Source organism: Polaribacter sp. KT25b (genome assembly GCF_900105145.1).
In the GTDB taxonomy this organism is placed as follows: Bacteria; Bacteroidota; Bacteroidia; order Flavobacteriales; family Flavobacteriaceae; genus Polaribacter.
The window spans coordinates 515,582-536,812 of record NZ_LT629752.1 but is presented as its reverse complement, the minus strand read 5'-3'; the positions used below and the strand labels follow the sequence as shown (position 1 = coordinate 536,812).

The window sequence follows — 21,231 nt, the reverse complement described above, 5'->3', positions numbered from 1 at the left end:
ATATGTGATACTAAAATTACAATTGATAACGAACTCTTAAACTTACAAATCTAGGTAAAATAAAAGTTTCATTAACAGTAAAAGCAATGTTACTAGTACTAACAGTTGATCGAGAACCAGTTGCTAAAAGGTTACTACCAACTAGTTCATACTCCCATTTTGCGTCTTTATCTTTTCTATAAGCTAAAGTTGCATCCCAAATTTTAAAAGAATTTGCTACTACTCCATCTTGTTTTACTTCATTGTAAGAAAAATCTGAACGCACTGTTAAAGAGTTCCAAATATAAGCATCAAAACCAATAGAAGGTGCATTTGTAACTCCTTTTACAGTTGCTGGTCTTGAACTATTATTTTGATCTGACAAACTTAAACTATACCCTAAACTAACATTTGGCGCCTTTGTAAAATTAGTACTAAGACTTGCTGTATAACTTTGAGAAAATAATTCGTTTGTATTTTCTAAGGAGTTTATAAATTGGTATGTTTTACTTAAATTATAATTAGCTCCTAAAGATGTTTTAAATTTACCAAATGTTTTACCTAATCTACCTGATGCAGTAAGACTTTCGTTATCAAAAGGTGAATTTAATGATGTACTACTAGACACAACAGAACCTGGTTCAAAAATTACATTCGAATTAATTTGATCTATTGTTTTCTTATAGTTAATTCTTGCAAATACATTTGTGTAATTGAATAGATTAAAACTAGAATAATTTAAATTCACATTATGTATATGAGCATTCATTAAATCTTGATTACCATAATAATAAGAACCATAACTATTTGCTACAATACCTCTTGCTAGTTGATTAACATCTGTAAAGTTAACTTCTTGTTTATAAGAAAATCTTAAAGATTCGCTTTGCTTAAATTGTGCAATTATAGAAAGTTCTGGAAATATTTTTTGAAATTTATCTTCAACAATTTCTGTTTGATATTGTGTATTTTTTACATTATAAGCATGTAAAGTTACACCCGGTGTAAAAGTAAAAATACCAGATTTTAAACGATATCTTAATCCTGTATAAATATCAGAAAAAGTATATTCTGTATCATTTGTTGTTTGTGGATCTGTGTTTCCTACAATTGTTGGAGTTGGAGTATATATGCTTTCATTATCTAAAATTTGAAAGAATTTAGAATCAAAATTTTGCACACTTTGTATAGTTCCAAAAACAAAGTTTAAATTACTCTTATCATTTAAAATATTGTAATAATCTAATTTAGCATCTAATTGATTAGATTTTACACGTCTATCTTGTTCTAATTTATAAAAGAAGTTAGTTTGGTCTAAACCTAACGTTTCTGCAGAATCATCAAAACCATCATTGTTTGCATCATCATTATTTGATGGGTCATTTTCTAAAGAAGCTACATAAAATGGATCTTCATCTTGCAATAAGTGTTGTACTTCTAAAGCAAAAATATTTTTTTCGTTTGCTGTATAAAAATAGCTAAAATTTTGATTAATTTTATATGGTGTTGCTCTTTCGTTTTCACTAATATCACTTAAAACTTTAGAGTCTACATCATCTTTTCTATATTCATTTGAGAAACGACCAATAAGATCGTAGCTAAATTGTTTGCTTACATTTTGTTTATAATTTGCACTAAACTTAAATAAACCTGTATTACTTGTTTGATCTGTAGTGCTATCAACAATATCATCTGGTATTACAGAGCTTTCATCTTCTACAGTATTTGGATCATCAACAATATCAATATAATCGATATTATTAATATTTCTTTGTCCGTTACTATTACTAGAAAAGATTAAAAATCCGCTTAAATCTAATTTAGGGTTTGGCGAATAACTAAAATTTAATGCAGTTAGCTTTGTTTCTATTCTATTTGCATTTCTAGCATTTGCGTTTAAAAAACCAATACCAGCACTTGCCAAACTTATATTTGTTCCGTTTGATGGACTTTGACTTCTAAAACCACCACTAAAGTTTCTAATATCACTTCTATCTAAAACAACTTCTCCCATATTATTAACATCACCAATAACATTAATGGTATATTTTGGTGAATAGTAGAATAATTTAGGTTGTAAAAGATACAAATTATCATCTGGTGAATCTCCTGCACCAGCAGTAATATCTCCAAACCAAAAGTTCTTTTTACCTTCTTTTAATCTAATATTTATGGCAACTCTATCTTGGTTATTTTGCACACTACTAAGTTGACTTACATCTGCAAAATTTCTTAAAACTTCAATTTTATCAACAGCATTAGAAGGAATATTCTTAGTTGCTAATTTTGTATCTCCATCAAAAAAGTCTTTACCATCAACCATTATTTTTTCAACGGTTTTTCCTTCTACTTCAATTTCACCTGAGTCATTAACTTCTACACCTGGTAATTTTTTTAGAACATCTTCTAATTTTCGTTCTGTACCATTTTGAAAAGAGTCTGCATTATAAACAATCGTATCTCCTTTTATAGTAACCGGCATTTTAGAAACAATATTAATTCCGTTTAGAGCATTATCATATTCTAAAGTTACATTTCTAATAACATTATCAGATTTTGTTTCAACTACAAAATCTGTAGTTTTCATACCAACATAACTTATTTTTACATCAAAAGTACCATTTGCTCCTAATTCTAATTTATAATTTCCTTTAACATCTGTAAAACCATAAGAAGCCATTTTTTTGGTAACTTTATTTATAGCTAAAACATTTGCCATTTCTAAAGGATCACCAATACTGTCTTTTACAACACCAGTTAATTTAATTTGAGCACTAGAAACCAATGTAACCATGAAAATGGTTAAGAATAATAATTTTTTCATAAATATTGTTTGTTCTTTATTTGTAATTAATTACGTCCTCTTCCTCCACCACGATTACCTCTTCCTTGAAAATTTTGTCTCAACTCTTCCATTTTCTTAGTTACAGTTTCGCTATATTTTTCTCTAGTAATCTTTTTACCTTTTTTTGGTGCTTCTATTGCAGCTTTTTCTGATGGATTCATTACTATTTCTGTACATAAAATAGTTGTTGTACCTTCATTAATTTCTAAAATTAAACCTGGTAAACCCCAATATTCTCCAGGACCATTACTAACAGGTATCTGTGGTGTATACCATGCTGTTACCAATATTTGTTTTACTTCTTCCTTTTCTGCATCTTCTTTTTTATCATCTTTATCATCATTTCTTGGTCTTCTAAAATTAGAAAAGTCTAACGGATTTGGGTCTTTAAGTAATGTTGCTTTATAACATGTATAGTTTCCTATTTGTTTAGTTTCTGCGCCAAGTTCCCATTCTGGTTGAACCATTTCATCAGAAATTAAAAACTTTTTACCAAAAAATTCTGTAGCTTCTAAAGCTACTTTATCTTTTGTGTTTTTATATTTTGTTCCTTGGCTAGAAAAACCACCAAATCTTGGACCTCTACCACCACCTGTTGTTGGTGCTTCTAATTTAGCATCTTCTTTATAAAGAGATGAAGATTTATCAAAATCTAGAATAAAAGTTTTCTCTAATTGAGATTTCATTCTTTCTAAAAACTGTTTTTTCTGAGCCTCAGACACTTGCCTTCCATCTCTGCCTCCAAAATTATCTAAATCAATAGAAGTTTTAGACATGTAAATTGCTTTTCCTTGAAAATCTTTCTGAGCAAAAGTTGTTATTGTTACTAGTGCAAAAAGGATTGTAAATAATGATTTCATATAATTCTGTTTATTTTTTAATCAAAAGTAATTCTAAAAATTTCTTGTTAGACTTAAAATAAACTTAAAGGTTTAATTCTAATTAAAAAAAATTAAATTTTTAATTACCAATCATTCTAATATTTACACCATTTCCAATATCAACACCTTCTCTACCGCTAAAACGTTCCATCATTTCTTTCGATTTTTTTTCACTAATTTCATCAAAATCTGCCTGATTTACGATTTTTCCTTTCTCTGGTTCTTCAATTTTAATTTTTTCTGATGGATTCATAATAATTTCTGTACAAACAATCATTTTAGTTCCATCATTAATTTCTAAAATTAAACCTGGCAAACCATAAAAAGTACTTGGTCCGTTACTAATTGGCACTTGCATTGTGTACCAAGCTGTTGTTACAATTGTTTCGATTTTCTTAACTTCTTCTAACTTCCCGTTTACTAAAGTAGTAGTTATATTTTCTACATCTTTAGAAAAACTAGCTTTAAAACAAGTATACAAACCAATATTTTTTGTTTCTGATGATAATTGCCATTCATAAATTGGTAAAGAATCTTTTACTAAAAAAGGTTTACCCATTATTGCGGTTTTATTAGCAAATCTTTTTTCTTTTAAATTTTTGTAATAAACAGATTCTGTATCATCTCCAGAAAAAAACGACACTACTTTTACACCTTTTGCGCTAGGTTTTGGAACACTTAAAGTTACTTCTTCTTTATAAATAGAAGTGCTTTTATCAAACTGAAGAATAAATGTTTTCTGATTCATTTTTTGCAATCTAGCTTCAATTTCTTTTGTCTGTTTCTCTGACATTGTTGAATTTTCTCCGCCAAATTTAACATTCGATTTTCTACTGGTTTTATAAATTGCTTTTCCAATAAATTCTTGTGCCGAAATAGTTGTTACTATAAAAATAGCAAGTGTTGTAATTATTGTTTTCATAATTTATTTATTCTGATAGTTTTTTGAAATTTTAATTATAGACAAAACTCCTTTTTTTGCTCTTATAATTAAAGAGTCAATATTTTTTGTTTCGCCAGATATTGTAATAGCGCTTTTTATATTGTTTTTAGACTCCTGTAAATCAAGTTCAAAACTTAATGCTATTTTATCTGTTGGTTTATTGGTATCAAAAAAAGCTTTCAACTCTTTCCAATCGATATCTTCTAATTCTTTTATAGAATTTAAAGAATATTTTATCTCAGTAATTTTTGATTCTGCCTTAGTAAATGTATTTTTTTCTTCTTGCCCATAAATAATTGTTGAAGCAATTAATAATAACACTGTTAGTATTTTTTTCATAATAATTAGTTTTTAAATTCCTTGTTACAAAGATGCGCATGCAAAAGTATTTTTATAGTTAATGAGTGTTAACGAGTGTTAACCAACAATTTTTATCATTTTTACTGATTATCTTTGAAATATGAACATCAAAAAATACAAACTGCTTTTTTACTTTATTACTGCAACAATTGTAGCTACAATTACAGTTCAGTTCTATTGGAATTATAAAAATTACGAAGAAAATAAACAAAGAGTTACCAATGAAATTCAGTTAAGTTTAGATAATGCCATAGAAGAATATTACTCGTCAATTGCAAAAAATAGTTTTATTACAATTATTGAGGCTATAAATAATGATGAAGTTAAAAAATCTATAAGTATTAATTCTTTAGATAAAAGCTTATATAAAAACACTACAACAGATGAAAAACCTAAAATAACAATTAACAATATTAAAATTACTTCTGACGAAAATACATCAAAAGAAAAAATTGATTCTCTAATGAATTCTGCAAAGGAATTTGTTTCAACTTTTAACACAAATCTAGATGATGTAAAGAATGACTCTGTAAAATTTATCACGCAATTTACTAACCATAAAAACGGATACACGCTAAATAAAGATGGCTCTAAAAAAAACATAACCTTTTTTAAAGGCAAAAAAGCAGCAGACAGTTTAAAGGTTGTTTCTAATTTAAAACCCATTTTTATTTCTTTTTTAGATCAATCTGTAGCCTACCAAAAAATAGATTCGCTTATAGAAAATCAATTAAAAAATAAAGGAATTAATTTAAAAACTAGTTTTCATCATTTAAAAAACGATACTTTATTTTATCAAACTAAAGATTCTATTTTAGATCCTAAAACATTTTCTGTTAGTTCTAAATCTACGTATGCAAAAGAAAATGAAAAATTTGAACTTATCTATAACAATACTACTTTCGAAACTTTAAAAAGAAGTTCTTTAGGTATTTTATTATCACTTTTATTATCGCTTTTAATAATTTCTTGTCTTTTTTATTTACTCAAAATCATCAATCAACAAAAAGATTTAGCAGTTATAAAAAACGACTTAATTAGTAATATTACACACGAATTTAAAACACCAATTGCAACTGTTTCTGCTGCTATTGAAGCTATTGAGAATTTTAATGTTTTAGCTGATACAGAAAAAACAAAGAAATATCTTTCGATGTCATCTATTCAGTTAAAAAAATTGCATCAAATGGTAGAGAAATTATTAGAAACTGCTACTTTAGATAGTGAGCAGTTACTATTAAAAAAGGAAACTATTGATATTGTTGAAATTACAGAAAAGTTAGTAAAAAAACATAAGTTATTAAATAATAACAAAGAGTTAATTTTCTCTACAAACTTGCAACCTATTTATGTTTTAGTTGATGTTTTTCATTTTGAAAATGCAATTTCTAACCTAATTGATAACGCAGTAAAATATGGTGGAAATCATATTGAAATAAATATTAATTCTGTTTTAAAATCTACAGAAATTACTATTGCTGATGACGGAAACGGAATTGAAAAAAATCAGCAAGAAAAAATATTTGATAAATTTTATAGAGTTTCTAAAGGAAATACACATGATGTTAAAGGTTTCGGTATTGGTTTGTATTACTGCAAAAAAATTATCGAAAAACACAACGGAACAATCTCGCTTTCATCAGAAAAGAAGAAAACAATTTTTAAAATAACCATTCCTAATGAATAAGATAAAAGTATTGTTAGCAGAAGACGAAGCAAGTTTAGCAATGATTGTAAAAGAGAGTTTAGAATCTAGAGATTTTATAGTTTTTGATGCAGAAAATGGCGAAGAAGCTTTTGAAATTTATCAAAAAAAAGATCCTGATATTTTGGTTTTAGATGTAATGATGCCAAAAAAAGACGGCTTTACACTTGCCAAAGAAATACGTTTAGAAAATAAAAATATTCCTATTCTATTTTTAACTGCAAAATCGCAAACTGCAGATGTTTTAGAAGGTTTTAATAATGGTGGAAATGATTATTTAAAAAAGCCTTTTTCTATGGAAGAACTGATTATAAGAATTAAATCTTTAATGAATAGAATAGCATTAAAAACAAATTTTGATGCTATTAAAATAGGTAAATATTCTTTTAATTTTACAAAGCAAACGCTAGAATATACATCAGAAATTGAACAACTTACACATAGAGAAGCACAATTACTTTTTCATTTATTTGAAAAGAAAAACGAAGTTTTAGACAGAACTTTTATTCTAAATAAATTGTGGGGAAATGATGATTTCTTTAACGCTAGAAGTATGGATGTTTTTATTAGTAAACTTAGAAAAAAATTAAAAAAAGATAGCAATATTCAAATTATTAATATTAGAGGTTTCGGATATAAATTAATCTGTTAACCTGTTGTGCATTATGATTTAAAATAAAAAAGTTTTTCATTTAACTGAACAATAGCAAATTGACTTAAACGACAAATCACTTACAATGAACAACTTAATAGCAATTAAAAAAGAATATTGGAAATTTTAAGAAAAAATATCAAAAGAACAGCTTTTGATTTATCAAAGAAGAAAACCAAAAATGAGTGATTTAGAACAGACAAGTTTGGTTTTAACATCAGAATTCATGAGTATTGATAGTGAAACAGATTTATTTAGAAAACTTCCAACAGCTATTTTACTAAAATAGAATGAAGTGTTTACAATTCAAGAAAAAGAAATTTAGCAAATTATATGGATGTTATTCACTTAAAATTAGCTTCTTATTTTAATGAATTTGAAAATTATTCTATAGTAGATAGCATGCCTTTAGAAGTTTGTAAATTATCGAGGAATTCACGTTCAAAAATATGTAAAAAAGCAACTTATTGATACGCAGATAAAGATTTTTGCACTTCACAAAACACACGATATTATGAATATAAATTGCATGGTATATATTCTGTAAGTGGTGTTTTTCAAAGCATTAATTTAATACATGACATTCATTATCTTAAAGGTGTTACAACTCAAATTCAACTTAAATTATTCGAAACCTGTAATATAACATTGAATACACCTATGAGAAAAAATCAGAAGAACTATAAAAATCAACCTTATATATTTAGAAAAAAAAAGGAAGAGAATTGAAACACTATTTGCTAAACTTTGTGATCAATTTATGATTAAAAGAAATTACACTAAATATTTTAAATAACTCAATACTACATCATTAACTAAAACAACTACACTAATTATAATTCAATACATCAAAAAGTTTATTTTTAACAGAAATATCAACAATCTTAAAATTAGCATTATTTAAAATATACAACAGGTAAGTTTTATTTTCTTTCAAATACAATTTGCAAAGTTAAGGTACGAAATCTAGCGTTTTTATCCGCGAAAATCTGTGTCAAAAATAATTAAATCATAAACAAACTTTTTCTATTTTTACCGTCCAAAATTACAAATGATGATTAAAAAAACGAAAGCAGAAATTACCAAATGCATTCTGCATAAAGTTGCTAATAAATTTAATAGCGGACACAATGTTTTTTCTGAAGATTTAATACGTTTCGATCAAGAAAGTTACGATCTAATGAAAAACTTCTTATTAAAACCCTTTGGTAGTTTAACCCAAAGTTATCGTTTTTCTCATCATGCAGATGTGCGTTTAAACGAGTTAAATAATTACGCTTCAGAAGTTTTTAAAGAAGAAAGTAGTTTTATAGAATACTCTAAAAATATTGTAAATCATTTATATGAACAATCTAATTCTGCACAAATAAAAACGGGCGATGTTATTGTTGTTTTTATAGAAGGTATAGAGTATAAAGATGTTTTAACAGAAGCAGTTGGTGTTTTTAAAATTGAAAATAAAGTAGATTTTTTTCAAACCTATTTAGATGATAATGAGAGTTTTGATGTAGTTGTTCAAAAAGGAATATCAACAAAAAAAATAGATAAAGGATGTTTAATTCTTAATTCTTCTGATGTTGAAGGTACTGTTGTTTTTTCTGTAGACAACAACAATTACGATGCACAATATTGGATTAAAAATTTCTTAAGCGTTAAACTTGCAGATGACTATAACTCGCATACTCACAACTACTTAGAGCTATGTAAAGAGTTTTCTGAAGAAGTTATAAAACCAGAATTAGGAAAACATAAACAAGGCGATTTTTTAGCAAATACGGTAGATTATTTTAAAGAGCATGAAGCTGTAGATTATCATGACTTTAAAGATGAAATTTTTGAAGATGAAAAGCAGAAAGATTTGTTTGAAGACTACAAAAAACATTATGAAACATTAAATGATGTATTAATTAGAAATAATTTTGATGTTTCTGGCGTGGTTTTAAAGAAAGAAAAAAGTAAGCTTAAAACAGAAATTAAGTTAGATACAAACATCAGTATAAAACTAGATGTTGATGCGCCAGATGCTGCATCAGAATACTTAGAAAGAGGTTATGATGAAGAGAAAAAAATGAAGTATTATAAAGTGTATTTTAACGAAGAAAAATAATTATTTAAACTTTAGTGAAGCAATCTGTTATTTTAATTATATAGATTGCTTCGTAAACTCGTAATGATTCTTATAACGCTTCAAACGCTTCAACTTCAAAAAGCGATTTAAAATGCTTTAAGATCTTTTGTTTTACTTCTTCTAAATCTACTTTTCTGTTCAATTCAGCTTCCATAGAAGTAACCGCCTTTCCTTTAATTCCACAAGGAATAATATTATCAAAATAACCTAAGTTTACATTTGCATTCAATGCAAAACCATGCATAGTTACCCAACGTGAAGAACGAATACCCATAGCACAAATTTTACGAGCAAAAGGTGTTCCAACATCTAGCCAAACACCAGTTTCACCTTCGCTTCTTGTACCTTTTATTCCGTATTCTGCTATAGTTAAAATAATAACTTCCTCTAAAAAACGAAGGTATTTATGAATATCTGTAAAAAAATTTTCTAAATCTAAAATTGGATAACCAACAATTTGTCCTGGTCCATGATAAGTAATGTCGCCACCTCTATTTATTTTATAAAAAGTAGCACCTTTTTCTTTTAACTGATTTTCTGTAAGCAATAAATTACTGAAATCTCCACTTTTTCCAAGCGTATACACATGTGGATGTTCTACAAATAAGAAATAATTTTTTGTAGTTTCTTGTAAATTATTTCTTCTATTATGTATCTTAACATCAACAATTTCTTGCAATAACTCAGATTGATAATCCCAAGTTTCTTTGTAATCTTTGTTTGCTAAATCTAAAAGTAATATTTTTCTATTCATAATTTCTACTACAAAGATAAATAATTCGCTATATTTGGGGTCATTCATTTGTATTTTAAATATATTTTATGAAAAATAAATTACTATTTTTATTTATAGTGTCCATTATTGTTTTTAATGTTGATGCTCTTTATTCTCAAAAAATTTGGACAAAAGTTCAGCAATCGAGCTATTTAGTTCAAAAAAAGGAAATCTATCAAAAGAAAAATTTTCCATCAGATTATGAAATTATTTCTTTGGATTTAAACGCTTTTTCATCACAATTAAAAAGTAATTCTTTAAATCAAAAGGAAATAATAGAACTTCCAAATTCAGAAGGTGGTTTTTCTAGGTTTTCCTTAAAAGAAACGTCTAATTTCGAAGAAAAATTACAAGCAAAATTCCCCAATATAAAATCATATTCTGCACAAGGAATAGATGACCCTACAGCTATTGCAAAAATAAGTGTAGGTACAGATGGGTTTCATGCAGTAATTTTTTCTGGTAAAAAAGAAACTATTTATATAGACACTTATTCTAAAGATAATAAAGACTACATAGTTTACAAAAGAAGTAGCCTAAAGAAAGAAGAAAATGACTTAAATTGTTTAGTAGATGAAACAGGTAAACAAGAAGTTTTTTCCCAAGATTTTGCTCGTAATGCTAATGACGGTAAACTAAGAACCTTTAGATTAGCTTTGACTTGTAGTGGCGAATATGCACAATTTCATTTAGGTGCTACTCAACAAAATATAGCTGTTACAGCAACAGATGAAGTTAAAAAAGCAGCAGTTTTATCTGCAATGAATACTTCAATGACAAGAATTAATGGGGTTTTTGAAAAAGATTTATCAATAAAACTTGTTCTTGTAGCAGATAATGATGAAATTATTTTTTTAGATGCTGATACAGATAATATTACAGATGGCTCTCCTGATACAATGATTAATGAAGTGCAAACTATTTGTGATACAGCTATCGGAAATGCTAATTATGATATTGGCCATATTTTTAGTATAGGAGGAGATGGCTTAGCTGGTTTAGGAGTTGTTTGTGTTTCTGGTCAAAAAGCAAGAGGTGTTACAGGAAGGTCTCAACCAGTTGGTGATGCTTATGATATAGATTTTGTTATACACGAATTAGGGCATCAATTTGGTGCAACTCATACACAAAATAACGATTGCAATAGAACAAATTCAACAGCTGTAGAGCCAGGAAGTGGATCAACAATTATGGGATATGCAGGTATTTGTTCGCCAAATGTACAAGAAGGAAATGCAAATGGAAATAGTGATGCTTATTTTCATGCAGTTAGTATTGCACAAATGTGGAATGTTATTCAATCTTCTGGAAGTTGTGGTGTAGTTACAAATACTGATAATAACGCCCCCGTTGCAGATGCTGGTTTAGATTATAGCATTCCAAAATCTACTCCTTTTAAGTTAAAAGGAACAGCAACAGATGTAGATGGTTTGTCTAGTTTAACCTATAATTGGGAGCAATTAGATAATGAAACGGCAACAATGCCGCCGGTTAGTTCTAGTGACGAAGGTCCAATGTTTAGATCTTTACCTTCTAAAGATTCTCCTGAAAGATATATGCCAGCTTTAGCAACAGTTATTTCTGGAAATACATCATCAACTTGGGAAGTTTTACCTTCTGTAGCAAGAGAATTTAATTTCTCATTTTTTGTAAGAGATAATAATGCTGGTGGTGGAAGTTCTGATAGAGATGATCTTAAACTAACAGTTACAGACGACGAAGCTTTTACAGTTACCTCTCAAAACACAGCAGAAACTTTAAATTCTGGACAAACAATATCGGTAACTTGGAATAAAGGAACAACAGATATTGCACCAATAGAATGTAAAAATGTAAATATTAAATTATCTATTGATGGTGGAATCACTTTTCCTATTACTTTAAAAACGAACACTCCAAATGATGGTTCAGAAAGTATTATTGTACCAGATAATGCAACAGCATCTGCAAGAATTATGGTAGAAGCAGCTGATAATATTTTTTATAATGTCAATACGTCTCCGTTTGTTATTGTTTCATCTACACCAACTTTTTTAATTTCTGATAATAGCGGAGAACAATCTGTATGTAATACAGGTACAGAAAGTATCAGTTATAATTTAGATTTCGATTTTATTAATGGTTTTACAGAAGTAGCTACTTTAAGTGCAACAGGTAATCCATCAGGTTCTACAATTGCATTTAGTTCATCAACTATTGATGCTGACGGAACAGTAACATTAACAATTTCTAATTTAGAAGGTAAAGAAGCAAAAAGTTACGATATAAATGTTGTTGGTACTTCTGCAACGGTAACTCAAAATATAGACTTAGTTTTAAATGTAAGAAGTTCAACTTTTAATTCATTAACCTTATTAACACCAGTTAATGATGCCACAGGAGTTTCAATAACAGAAACCTTAACTTGGGAGCAAGACTCAAATGCATCTTCTTATGATATAGAAGTTGCATTAGATGCAGGTTTTTCTAACATAATTTCAAGTAAAAATGTTGCAGAAAATTCATTTAAAGCAACAGATTTAAATGGAGAAACTCAATATTTTTGGAGAGTAAAACCTAAAAACGATTGTGGAGAAGGAAATTTTTCCGCTATCTTTAGTTTTACTACAGAAACCCCTATGTATTGTACATCTACCTTTACAGACGAAGCAGGAGGTACAGAATATATTTCTAATGTAACTTTTGGTGGAATTAATAATGATTCTGATAATGATACAACAGATGGTTATCAAGATTTTACAAATATAAATGCAAATGTTTTAAGAGAGCAAACTAAACAAATTAGTGTAACTTTTGATACTGGTGGTTATCAAGATCATTGTTTTGTTTTTATTGATTGGAATAAAGATTATATTTTTGATGCTGATACAGAAAAATATGATTTAGGATCAATTACAGATAATGTTGGTACAGCTACTTTTAATATAACTGTACCTACGGATGCTAAATTTGGAAAAACAACAATGAGAGTTCTTATAGAATATGATGACCCAACAGATGGTTATGGATCAGGAGCTTGTGATGCAGATCATTTAACAGAATGGGGAGAAACGGAAGATTATTCTATTACTATTGTTGAACCAGTTTTAAACGATGACAATTATACTATAGAAACGATACATGAAACTATTTATGGAGCAGAAGATGGAATAATTAATGTTACCATGAATCAAGATGAATTTACTTACCAACTGTCTTTAACGGGTGTTGGTGTAGATAATAATGAAACTCTTTCAAGTCCAAATTATTCTGTTGATAATTTATCTCCAGGTGATTATGAAATTTGTATAACAGCAATAGAACCAGATGTAACAAGTTGTTTCACTGTTACAATAAACAAAGCAGAAGCTGTAGTAGATTTTGATAATATTACTGTTGAAACAACATCAGAATCTTGTGTTGATGAAAATGATGGAATTATAGATGTAGCCATTAAACAAAGTGAATTTGAATATCAAATTACTATTGTTGGGCCATCAACAAACATTGATAAAAATTTAACAGCTTTAAACTACTCTTTATCAAATTTAGTTCCAGGAGATTATGAAGTCTGTATACTTGTAAGTGAAATAAACTTTAAGCAATGCTTTGAAGTTTCTATAGAAGAATCTCAACCTGTATCTTTAAAAGTTGCTAGTAAAACAGCAAACAATAACTATTCTTTTTCTATTAATAGTGGTACAGCTCCTTATGAAGTATATTTGAATGAAGAATTGATAAGTGTTTCTAATGACAAAGAATTTGATGTCGAGATAAAAGAAAGTGGAAAACTAGAAGTTAAAACAGCAAAAGAATGTGAAGGTTTATTTAAAACCAGTATTGGTGATGTTGTATTAAGACAAAATCCTATTATAGATTCTATAGATTTGTTATTGCCAATTGATGTAAATCAAACATATGTTGATATAATTATTTTTGATGTAAACGGAAATCAAATTTTAAAACAATCTATAAAAAAAGAAGATAATAATTTAATTATTCCCTTTAGAAACTATGCAAAAGGGATTTATATCTTAAAGTTATCAATTGAAAATTCTAAACCTATTAAAATTTTAAAGTAATGAAAAGAGTATTCATAATAACGACTATAGTTTCCTTTTGTTTGCTAAATGTACAGTGCGCAAAAGATGAGAAAAATAAGGTTCCAAATGCTGTTAGTTTAATTTATCCAACAGAAAATTTGTTATGTATAGATAATTCAATTAATTTTAATTGGAGTGAAGCTACAGATCCAGAAGATGACGAATTAGAGTATAATTTAATAATTGCAACAGACAGAGCGATGACTAATATTGTACATAATAGTACAGTTACTTCTTTGCAGGCACTAGTTTCTTTAGAGAAACAAACGGCTTATTATTGGAGAGTTGATGCAGTTGATATTGACAATGATCAAGGTACATCATCAGAAATTTATGCTTTTTATACAAAAGGAGATGCAGTTTTAAACTATGCGCCTTTTACAGCAGAATTAGTTTCACCTGAAAATGATAGTAAACAAAGTGCAACAACTTCTATCAGTTTAGAATGGAATGCTGCTGATGCAAATGCAGGTGACACTTTAACTTACGAACTCTATTTTGGAGAAAATTCTACATTAACTTTAATTGATGATTCTTTATCAGATAAAACGCATGTAGTTTCTGTAGAATCTGGAAAAACATATTCTTGGAAAGTAAATGTAAAAGATCAAAATGGAGCTAAATCAATTGGTCAAACTTGGGGTTTTACTGTGAATTAAACCTTAAGAAAAATATAAAATTTAAAAAAAACACATCAAATTTGATGTGTTTTTTTATGACTAATTCCCAAAAAATAAATTGTGTAAAAATCTACCTGGTGTAAAAGTAAATCCACCAGCAATTATGATTGCTCCAACATATAAAAAAATCATTTTTAGTTTATGTTTTTTTACGTGTCCTTTTTTTATGGCAATAATTGCAGTTGGAACGCTGTATAAAGTAAGGAAGCTAAAAAGATGAATGTAGCCAAAATGATTTAAAAATTGTGGGCCAACATCCGCAGGCATAAATAAGGTAATAATTGCGGTAATAATCATTAAAGACATGTAGATTTTACCTAATGATTTATGAAACGGAGTACCTTTTTTTACTGATAAAAGATAAGCGCCTATAAAAACACAAGGAACTACAGTTACTAAGTGAGCATACATTAAATATTTATATTCCATATTTTTTTGTCTAAAATAGGAAAATAAAAAAACCGCATCAAATTAGATACGGTTTTATATAAAAATTGTTGTTTTTATTTATCCTAAGAAAGGATACTTATAATCTGTAGGTGTTACAAAAGTTTCTTTTATCAATCTAACAGATGTCCAACGTAATAAGTTTTGTGCAGAACCAGCCTTATCATTTGTTCCAGAAGCTCTTGCTCCTCCAAATGGTTGCTGACCAACAACTGCTCCTGTTGGCTTGTCATTAATGTAGAAGTTTCCTGCGGCATTTTCTAATGCTTTAGAAGCTTTTTCTACAATATATCTATCTTTAGAAAAAATTGCTCCGGTTAAAGCGTATTCTGTAGATTCATCTACTAGTTTTAATGAAGCTTCCCACTCTGCATCTTCGTATACAAAAACAGTCATTACTGGGCCAAATAACTCAGTTGTCATTGTTGCATATGTTGGCGATTTTGCTAAAATTACTGTTGGTTCAATAAAATAACCTACAGATTTATCATGGTTTCCACCAACAATAATTTCTGCATCTTTATCAGCTTTAGCAGCATCAATAAAACTAGCAATTTTATCAAAAGAACCTTCGTGAATTACTGCATTTACAAAGTTTGATGGATCTTCTGGAGAACCCATTGTAATTTCGTTTGTTTGTGCAATTACATGTTTTTTAACTTCTTCCCATAGTGATGCAGGAATATAAGCTCTTGATGCAGCAGAACATTTTTGACCTTGATATTCGAAAGAACCTCTTACAATTGCAGTTGCAATCTGTAAAGGATTTGATGAATTATGCGCCCAAATAAAATCTTTACCACCAGTTTCTCCAACAATTCTTGGGTATGTTTTATAGATATGGATATTGTTTCCAATTTGTTTCCATAATTCTTTAAATACAAAAGTAGAACCTGTAAAGTGTAATCCAGAGAAATCTGGAGAACTTAAAACAGTATCAGAAATCATAACAGGATCTCCGTAAACCACATTTATAACTCCGTCAGGTAAACCAGCTTCCTTAAATAAATCTACAATTACTTGAGCAGAATATGCTTGATGATCAGAAGGTTTCCAAACAACAACATTACCCATTAATGCTGCAGCTGCGGGTAAGTTTGCAGCAATAGACGTAAAGTTAAAAGGAGAAATTGCATACACAAATCCTTCTAAAGGTCTGTACTCAACTCTGTTCCAGATTCCTGGTGCAGATGCTGGCTGATCTTTAAAAATATCAGTCATATATTGTACATTAAATTTAAAGAAATCTATCATTTCACAAGCTGCATCAATTTCTGCTTGATGAACATTTTTAGATTGTGCAATCATTGTTGCCGCATTCATTTTTGCTCTATAAGGCCCTGCTAATAATTCTGCTGCCTTTAAGAAAATAGATGCTCTTTCCATCCAAGAAACAGAAGACCAAGCTTGTCTTGCGGCTAATGCTGTAGAAATTGCAGCATCTACGTGATTTTTTTCTGCTATATGATATTGACCAACAACATGTTTATGATCATGAGGAGGTGTAATATTTCTGGTATTTCCAGTTCTAACTTCTTCGCCATTAATATGCATTGGCACATCAATATTGCTGTTAAACATTGCTTTGTATGTTGCTAATAATTCTTCTCTTTCTGGAGAACCAGGAGCATAACCTTTAACAGGCTCATTTACTGCTGTTGGAACATTAAAAAATCCTCTTGCCATTTTGTATGTTTTTTAAATTTTAATCGACTAATTTTGAGCTTCAAAGTTACAATTTTTGTTTCAATAAATTTAACCGATTTTTGATGTCTTTTGTTAAGGAAAACTCAAAAATTATAAGAAAATGTAAAGTTTATCATAATAGTTAAAAGATTTATATGTGCACAGTAACCTATCTTCCTTTAGGGAAAAAGGATTTTATTTTAACATCTAATAGAGATGAAACTCCGTTAAGAAAAACAATTTCTCCAAAAACTTATTTTGAAAATGAAATGAAATTAACCTACCCAAAAGATGAATTAGCAGGTGGAACTTGGATTGGTACAAGCAATAAAAACAGGTTGGTTTGTTTATTAAATGGTGGCTTTATAAATCATACAAGAAATAAATATTATAAAATGAGTAGAGGAATTATTGTAAAAAGTATTTTATCTGCGGATGATGGAATTACTTATATTAATAATTTCGATTTTACAGATATAGAACCTTTTACTTTAATTTTGGTTGATTGGAACGATGAATTAGAAACCTATGAATTAGTTTGGGATGGAAAAACAAAACACTTTAAAAAACTAGCTCAAGAACCAAAAATTTGGTCTTCATCAACTTTATATACTGATGAAATGAAACAATTAAGAAAAGATTGGTTTGCTGATTGGTTATTAGAAAACGAAGTTTTTAAACAAGAAAAAGTTTTAGAATTTCATCAAAATGAAAATTTAGGAACTGTAGAGACTTCGTTAAAAATGAAACGTACTTTTGCAGAAACAGTAAGTATTACATCCATCAAAAAAGAGAATAATAAAATAAAAATTACATATTTCGATTTTTTGAAGGATGAAGTTAAAACACTATAAATAGATTTCTAAAATTAAATAAATAGTTGAGAGTTATCTAGTTTTTCTTCTAAACTAGAGCGCCGTTTGCGCCTATAACTTGCCCAGAAATCCATTTAGAATCATCGCTTGCTAAAAACAATACAACTTTTGCAATATCTATAGGTTTTGCTAATCGGTTAAACGCATTCATAGAACTTAATTTATCAATAAATTCTTGAGATTTTCCATTCATAAAAAGTTCTGTTTCTGTTGCTCCAGGTGCAATTGCATTTACAGAAATTCCTCTACCAATTTCTTTAGAAAACACTCTTGTAATTTGTTCTACAGCGGCTTTTGTTGCAGAATAAATTGAATAAGTTGGCAACATTAATTTTGTAGTGCTAGACGAAAAATTAATGATAATTCCATTGTCTGCTAATTTGCTATCTGCTTCTTGTAACGTATTAAAAATACCTCTTACATTCACTTCAAATTGTTTTGTAAAATCTTCTTGCGTAGCATCTTTTAATTTTTTAGAAATCATTGTGCCTGCATTATTTATTAAAACATCAATTTTGCCAAATTCTACTATTGATTTATCAAACAATTGTGTTACTTGATCTTTATTGCTCACATCTGCCTTTATAGAAATTGCTTTTCCTCCATTTTCTACAATTTTAGCAACTGTAGCAGCTGCTTCTTTTGGACTATTAGAATGATTAACAATAATTTTTGCGCCATTTTTAGCTAATAAAATAGCAACTTCTTTACCAATTCCTTTTGATGAACCAGTTACTAAGATTACTTTGTTGTTTAAGTTATTCATTATTTAGTTTTGATTTTAATTGGTGTAAATTGGGTTGAAATTTTTAATTTCTGGTTTTTTCTAATGAACTAAAAGTAATACATCAGAAAAAAATAAAAAATTAAAGGTATAAAATTAATAAAACACAAAAGAAATTAGACCAACAATTATAATTCCAAAAGATCCTAAAAAAATATAAACCATATTAAGCATTATAAATTTTATAAATGTTTTGAAAAACCCTTGCTGATAGAATTTTCTCATTGCAATAAAAAGGTAAATCAGAAATAGAATTAGAAAAATCCAAACATTACTTATATCAATATCTGTAAAAAATGAAATAAGATAATACATTGTAAGCAACATAAAAAACACTGTTTGTGTATGAAAAACAAAAATTAAATGATCTACATACGTAAATTTTCTTCTGATGTAAAAAAGCTTTAAAAATAAGGTGAAAAAAGGTAAGAATATAAAAAGAGAAATTGAACCATAAGATAATAAATCACCAAAATATTTTTCTCTATTTTCTTTTTTAACAATAGAATTAGCAGCTTTTGCTCTTGTATATAAAAATCTATTTGTAAAGTTTTTATCGTAGCCTAAAGAATCTAAAGCAGTATCTATTTTTGAATCTGGGTAATCTTTTTGATATTGAATAAATTTGTCTATTCTTGTCGTTCCGCCAAAAGAAATTCGATTTCCTGGTGCAATTTTAATAGATGTTGTGTCCTTTACATCCTTTTCAATTTCTTTTAAAATTTGATTTTTTGTAGCTTCTGGAATAGGAATAAAAGAGCTGTTCATTTTATCTGAAACCTCTTTTTTTATAGAATCGAGTTCTTTTTCACTTAGAGCTTCTTTACCTTTATTGAAATCATCTTTCATAACTTCAACAATATCATCTTTACTTTCTTTTGTTAATTCTTCAAATTTGCTTTTACTTATAGAAAGCCCAACAATCAAAAAAAAGAAAATGGAAACAGTTAAATAAAAACGAAATGGATTAGAATATCTACTTCTTTTTCCTTCAACATAATTTTTAGAAACTTTTCCTGGATTATTTAATAGCGGAATTATTGTGCGCCAAAACTTTGCATCAAAAGAGATAAACCCGTTAAAAATTTCGTAAACAAAACTGCCAAAGGTAATTTTATTTCCTTTGTTTTCCTGGCCACATTCTGGACAGAATTTTTCTTGTCCGCTAAAAGGATATCCACAATTTAAACATGCTGGATCTTTAATCTTAGCTACTTTATTTTTTTGTTTTCTTAGTTTGATAATACAGGATTTGTTAATTGAAAAGTTGGTATAAATACTTTAAATTCTTCTAAAGTGTTGCAATCTTTCATAATATAATATCCTTTCATTGCACCGATTGATGATTCTAAATAACACCCAGAACTATATGTGTAATTGTCATTAGGCTGTAAAATAGGTGTTTGCCCAACGACTCCTTCGCCTTCTACAATTTCTGTGTCGTTAAGTGAATCTATAATTTCCCAAAAACGAGTGGTTAATTGTACAGTTTCTGAAGATTTATTTTCGATAGTGATAAAATAAGAAAAAGCGTAAAACAACCTATGGTTAAGGTATTTTATACCATTGTATTTTGTTTTTACAGAAATTTTAATCCCTTTTGTAATTTGTTCTACCATTCATGGTAAATGTAGTTTTTTTGATTAAAAAACACAAATGATTTTTTACCCCATTTATGTCTTTTATTGCTCTTAAATAAATATTTCTTTTTTTTGGAAAAGATTTAAACAGATTATTATACTAAAATAATGAGGTTTTTTATCTTGATACTTTTTTAAAGTTTATTAATCGTTAGTAGAATTATCAATCTTTTTTGAGTAAAATTTACACAATGTTACTTTTAATTACACATATTTTACACAACTTAAATAAGTAACATAAAACTTAAAATTATTTTAACTTCTGATAACTAAGGTTTTAGTTCTTTTTTTTTGAAATAAGTGTTTTGCGGTATGTTTATTTCTATATACCTAATCGTAAAACAATTATTAATATTAAAAACTTAAATCATGAAAAAATTAATTTTAACAGTAGCAGTAACTATTTTAACAAGTTCAGTTTCAATCTCTGCTTTTGCAAACAACAACACTAACAACAATCCTAAGGAAGTTATTGTAGTGGTAATGAATGAAGAATTTAAAGAAATTGCTGTAAAAGAATTACCAGAAGCAGTTGCTAAAGCATTTTTAGAAAAGTATGAAACAGCTGCGATTACAAAGGCTTATGTAAATGGTAGCGAGCAATATAAAATTGAATTTACTGTTAATGACACAGAAAGTGTTGTTTATGCAGATAAAGAAGGAAAATGGTTAAAAGAAGAAGATGTGAATGCCGAAAAAGTAGAGTAATTTTTAGATGTACAAATCTATAATCTCAATTTTTCAAAAAGGAAAGACATTTTTTAATTAA

General features: G+C 28.1%; 17 protein-coding genes and 2 pseudogenes. 8 read left to right on the top strand and 11 right to left on the bottom strand.

All coding sequences use genetic code 11. The features are described from left to right. Positions 1-16: 16 nt before the first annotated feature. The 4 genes from BLT70_RS02205 to BLT70_RS02190 form a co-directional block, all read right to left on the bottom strand. Entirely contained in the window at positions 17-2,803 is a 2,787-nt protein-coding gene (locus BLT70_RS02205; protein WP_091890944.1) for a carboxypeptidase regulatory-like domain-containing protein, read from the bottom strand. 26 nt (positions 2,804-2,829) lie between these two features. Next, positions 2,830-3,684 (bottom strand): GLPGLI family protein, encoded by an 855-nt coding sequence (locus tag BLT70_RS02200; RefSeq protein ID WP_091890942.1) that lies wholly within the window; start codon positions 3,682-3,684, stop codon positions 2,830-2,832. A 100-nt stretch (positions 3,685-3,784) separates the two neighbouring features. Then, the gene (locus BLT70_RS02195; RefSeq protein WP_091890936.1) at positions 3,785-4,627 is read right to left on the bottom strand and encodes a GLPGLI family protein; all 843 of its coding nucleotides are present in this window, start codon (positions 4,625-4,627) and stop codon (positions 3,785-3,787) included. Positions 4,628-4,630: 3 nt separating this feature from the next. Then, positions 4,631-4,987 carry a hypothetical protein gene (locus BLT70_RS02190; protein WP_091890934.1) on the bottom strand — a complete coding sequence of 119 codons (357 nt, stop codon included), beginning with the start codon at positions 4,985-4,987 and terminating at the stop codon, positions 4,631-4,633. 121 nt (positions 4,988-5,108) lie between these two features. On the opposite strand from BLT70_RS02190, the gene BLT70_RS02185 reads away from it, so the two are divergent. The 4 genes and pseudogenes from BLT70_RS02185 (at position 5,109) to BLT70_RS02170 (ending at position 9,472) form a co-directional block, all read left to right on the top strand. Beyond that, a complete protein-coding gene (locus BLT70_RS02185) occupies positions 5,109-6,695 on the top strand; it encodes a sensor histidine kinase KdpD (RefSeq protein ID WP_091890932.1) in 1,587 nt (528 codons plus the stop codon). After that, positions 6,688-7,365, top strand: a complete 678-nt coding sequence (locus BLT70_RS02180; RefSeq protein ID WP_091890930.1) for a response regulator transcription factor — start codon at positions 6,688-6,690, stop codon at positions 7,363-7,365. The genes BLT70_RS02185 and BLT70_RS02180 overlap by 8 nt, the downstream gene beginning before the upstream one ends. Positions 7,366-7,546: 181 nt before the next feature. After that, positions 7,547-8,269, top strand: a pseudogene (locus tag BLT70_RS02175) (IS982 family transposase). Positions 8,270-8,419: 150 nt separating this feature from the next. Further along, positions 8,420-9,472 (top strand): nucleoid-associated protein, encoded by a 1,053-nt coding sequence (locus BLT70_RS02170; protein ID WP_091890929.1) that lies wholly within the window; start codon positions 8,420-8,422, stop codon positions 9,470-9,472. Between the two features lie 70 nt (positions 9,473-9,542). On the opposite strand, the gene lipB is transcribed toward BLT70_RS02170, so the two are convergent. After that, positions 9,543-10,247 carry a lipoyl(octanoyl) transferase LipB gene (lipB, locus tag BLT70_RS02165; protein WP_091890928.1) on the bottom strand — a complete coding sequence of 235 codons (705 nt, stop codon included), beginning with the start codon at positions 10,245-10,247 and terminating at the stop codon, positions 9,543-9,545. Between the two features lie 68 nt (positions 10,248-10,315). Here lipB and BLT70_RS02160 point away from each other — a divergent pair, with 68 nt between their 5' ends. Beyond that, entirely contained in the window at positions 10,316-14,329 is a 4,014-nt protein-coding gene (locus BLT70_RS02160) for a reprolysin-like metallopeptidase (RefSeq protein ID WP_091890926.1), read from the top strand. Continuing rightward, positions 14,329-15,009: a hypothetical protein gene (locus BLT70_RS02155; protein WP_091890924.1), complete on the top strand. Its 681-nt coding sequence runs from the start codon at positions 14,329-14,331 to the stop codon at positions 15,007-15,009. The genes BLT70_RS02160 and BLT70_RS02155 overlap by 1 nt, the downstream gene beginning before the upstream one ends. Positions 15,010-15,069: 60 nt before the next feature. Here the strand turns inward: BLT70_RS02155 and BLT70_RS02150 are convergent, their stop codons facing one another. Together BLT70_RS02150 and pruA are read right to left on the bottom strand one after the other, a co-directional pair. Then, positions 15,070-15,459, bottom strand: a complete 390-nt coding sequence (locus tag BLT70_RS02150) for a DUF2306 domain-containing protein (RefSeq protein WP_091890922.1) — start codon at positions 15,457-15,459, stop codon at positions 15,070-15,072. Positions 15,460-15,537: 78 nt separating this feature from the next. Further along, complete coding sequence (gene pruA, locus BLT70_RS02145; RefSeq protein ID WP_091890921.1) at positions 15,538-17,163, bottom strand: L-glutamate gamma-semialdehyde dehydrogenase; 1,626 nt, start codon at positions 17,161-17,163, stop codon at positions 15,538-15,540. A gap of 155 nt (positions 17,164-17,318) precedes the next feature. Between pruA and BLT70_RS02140 the strand changes: the two genes are divergently transcribed. Next, positions 17,319-18,017, top strand: a complete 699-nt coding sequence (locus BLT70_RS02140; RefSeq protein WP_091890920.1) for an NRDE family protein — start codon at positions 17,319-17,321, stop codon at positions 18,015-18,017. Positions 18,018-18,066: 49 nt separating this feature from the next. Here the strand turns inward: BLT70_RS02140 and BLT70_RS02135 are convergent, their stop codons facing one another. The 4 genes and pseudogenes from BLT70_RS02135 to apaG all read right to left on the bottom strand — a co-directional run bounded on the left by BLT70_RS02135 (position 18,067) and on the right by apaG (position 20,441). After that, complete coding sequence (locus BLT70_RS02135) at positions 18,067-18,804, bottom strand: SDR family oxidoreductase (RefSeq protein WP_091890919.1); 738 nt, start codon at positions 18,802-18,804, stop codon at positions 18,067-18,069. Between the two features lie 114 nt (positions 18,805-18,918). Next, complete coding sequence (locus BLT70_RS02130) at positions 18,919-19,749, bottom strand: hypothetical protein (RefSeq protein WP_231962790.1); 831 nt, start codon at positions 19,747-19,749, stop codon at positions 18,919-18,921. Positions 19,750-19,761: 12 nt separating this feature from the next. Then, positions 19,762-19,893: pseudogene (locus tag BLT70_RS17540) on the bottom strand (DUF3667 domain-containing protein); the annotation flags it as partial. 161 nt (positions 19,894-20,054) lie between these two features. After that, positions 20,055-20,441, bottom strand: coding sequence for a Co2+/Mg2+ efflux protein ApaG (gene apaG, locus BLT70_RS02125; protein WP_091890918.1), 387 nt, complete (start codon positions 20,439-20,441; stop codon positions 20,055-20,057). Between the two features lie 390 nt (positions 20,442-20,831). Between apaG and BLT70_RS02120 the strand changes: the two genes are divergently transcribed. After that, entirely contained in the window at positions 20,832-21,170 is a 339-nt protein-coding gene (locus BLT70_RS02120; RefSeq protein ID WP_091890916.1) for a hypothetical protein, read from the top strand. The last annotated feature ends 61 nt before the right edge of the window (positions 21,171-21,231 follow it).

What these genes read in the sequence shown, in the direction of transcription:
- BLT70_RS02140 (WP_091890920.1), top strand. Translation starts at nt 17,319, where the DNA reads ATGTGCACAGTAACCTATCTTCCTTTAGGGAAAAAGGATTTTATTTTA.
- BLT70_RS02160 (WP_091890926.1), top strand. Translation starts at nt 10,316, where the DNA reads ATGAAAAATAAATTACTATTTTTATTTATAGTGTCCATTATTGTTTTT.
- BLT70_RS02205 (WP_091890944.1), bottom strand. Translation starts at nt 2,803, where the DNA reads ATGAAAAAATTATTATTCTTAACCATTTTCATGGTTACATTGGTTTCT.
- BLT70_RS02150 (WP_091890922.1), bottom strand. Translation starts at nt 15,459, where the DNA reads ATGGAATATAAATATTTAATGTATGCTCACTTAGTAACTGTAGTTCCT.
- BLT70_RS02155 (WP_091890924.1), top strand. Translation starts at nt 14,329, where the DNA reads ATGAAAAGAGTATTCATAATAACGACTATAGTTTCCTTTTGTTTGCTA.
- apaG (WP_091890918.1), bottom strand. Translation starts at nt 20,441, where the DNA reads ATGGTAGAACAAATTACAAAAGGGATTAAAATTTCTGTAAAAACAAAA.
- pruA (WP_091890921.1), bottom strand. Translation starts at nt 17,163, where the DNA reads ATGGCAAGAGGATTTTTTAATGTTCCAACAGCAGTAAATGAGCCTGTT.
- BLT70_RS02185 (WP_091890932.1), top strand. Translation starts at nt 5,109, where the DNA reads ATGAACATCAAAAAATACAAACTGCTTTTTTACTTTATTACTGCAACA.
- BLT70_RS02190 (WP_091890934.1), bottom strand. Translation starts at nt 4,987, where the DNA reads ATGAAAAAAATACTAACAGTGTTATTATTAATTGCTTCAACAATTATT.
- BLT70_RS02200 (WP_091890942.1), bottom strand. Translation starts at nt 3,684, where the DNA reads ATGAAATCATTATTTACAATCCTTTTTGCACTAGTAACAATAACAACT.
- BLT70_RS02135 (WP_091890919.1), bottom strand. Translation starts at nt 18,804, where the DNA reads ATGAATAACTTAAACAACAAAGTAATCTTAGTAACTGGTTCATCAAAA.
- lipB (WP_091890928.1), bottom strand. Translation starts at nt 10,247, where the DNA reads ATGAATAGAAAAATATTACTTTTAGATTTAGCAAACAAAGATTACAAA.
- BLT70_RS02180 (WP_091890930.1), top strand. Translation starts at nt 6,688, where the DNA reads ATGAATAAGATAAAAGTATTGTTAGCAGAAGACGAAGCAAGTTTAGCA.
- BLT70_RS02120 (WP_091890916.1), top strand. Translation starts at nt 20,832, where the DNA reads ATGAAAAAATTAATTTTAACAGTAGCAGTAACTATTTTAACAAGTTCA.
- BLT70_RS02195 (WP_091890936.1), bottom strand. Translation starts at nt 4,627, where the DNA reads ATGAAAACAATAATTACAACACTTGCTATTTTTATAGTAACAACTATT.
- BLT70_RS02170 (WP_091890929.1), top strand. Translation starts at nt 8,420, where the DNA reads ATGATTAAAAAAACGAAAGCAGAAATTACCAAATGCATTCTGCATAAA.